Raw genomic sequence first — 1,190 nt, 5'->3', positions numbered from 1 at the left:
GCCATGGGCGGCCACCCGGGCCTGCAGCGGCAGCGCGCCGGGGGAATGGTCGGGGTGCGAATGCGTGCACACGATCATGCGGATGTCGCCGCCGGCCGCGCGCCACAGGCGCTCCAGGTGCTCGGCATCCTGCGGGCCGGGGTCGATGGCGATGAACCCCGTGGCCGGGTCGCCCACCAGGTAGCTGTTGGTGCCGGGGCCGGTCATCACGCCAGGGTTGGGCGCGGTCAGGCGCTGCACATTGCGCAGCAGCGGCACCGGGCGGTCGCTCTGCCAGTCGAGCGGGTGCACGATCTGGCCGTCGGGGCACACCAGCGCCAGTTCGCCGAAGGGCGGCTCGTGCTCCATGTGGCGCGACTCCCGGCCCGCCAGCAGGCCGGCGCGCGGGCAGCTGGTCCACAGCGGCGCCTCGTGCGCCACGGCGGCCAGCACGGCGTCCACACCGTCGAACCGGGCCAGGCGCTCCAGCGTGCGGATGGTGGGGTAGATCATGAAGAAGCGGCCTGCGGCATGGCGCTCCAGCGCGTCGGCCGGGCGCACCCACACCGGCTCGAACTGCTCGGCCTCGTCGGCCACGGGTTCCTGGCCCTCGGGCATGCGCGCCACGAGAAAGGGCACGTCGAAGCGGCGCGGAAGGTCGCGGTCGGCCGTCCAGTGGGCGAGCAGGAACACGGCATCGGCCGCCAGCCGCAGCCCGCGCGCCTGGCACTGCGCCACGAACGGCGCGTGGCGGTCGAGCGCGGCGATGTCAGCGGCACCGGCGAAGCGGCCGTCGGCACGGCGCGCCAGCAGCACACCCAGTTCCTCGAAGCTCTCGCGGATGGCGGCGATGGCCTGGGTCACGCGCAGGTCGTTCTGCGTGGCGCGCCGGTCCGCGGCGGCGTGCGAGGCGGGCGCGGCGTCCAGCGCGTCGATGCCGCCGCCCGGGAACACGTAGGCGTCGGGCGCGAAGCTGGCGTTGGGCGAGCGGCGCGTCATCAGCACTTCGAGCCCGGTGCCGCCGCCGGCTGCCGGCGCGTCGCGCAGCAGCAGCACGGTGGCCGCGGCGCGCGTGGCCACCGGTTCGCGGTGGGGGTGGAGTTGTTGGGAGGTGCGGGGCATCGGGCGATTATCGGCAGTGGGCGCTGGGGCGCCGCCCGCCCGCGCCCCGTTGGGGAGCTAGACGGCCGATTGCTATAAAAAATAATAGC

Annotated in this window: 1 protein-coding gene; it reads right to left on the bottom strand. The window is 74.5% G+C overall.

Going from position 1 to position 1,190, the window contains the following annotated elements; genetic code table 11:
• Nucleotides 1–1,101, bottom strand: a 1,101-nt coding sequence (locus AC27IO_RS24500; protein WP_498741250.1) for an MBL fold metallo-hydrolase, incomplete at its 3' end; no start/stop codon positions are given.
• Nucleotides 1,102–1,190 lie beyond the last annotated feature (89 nt).

Source organism: Acidovorax sp. KNOB132 (assembly GCF_057541515.1).
This window is presented reverse-complemented; position numbering and strand designations above follow the sequence as displayed.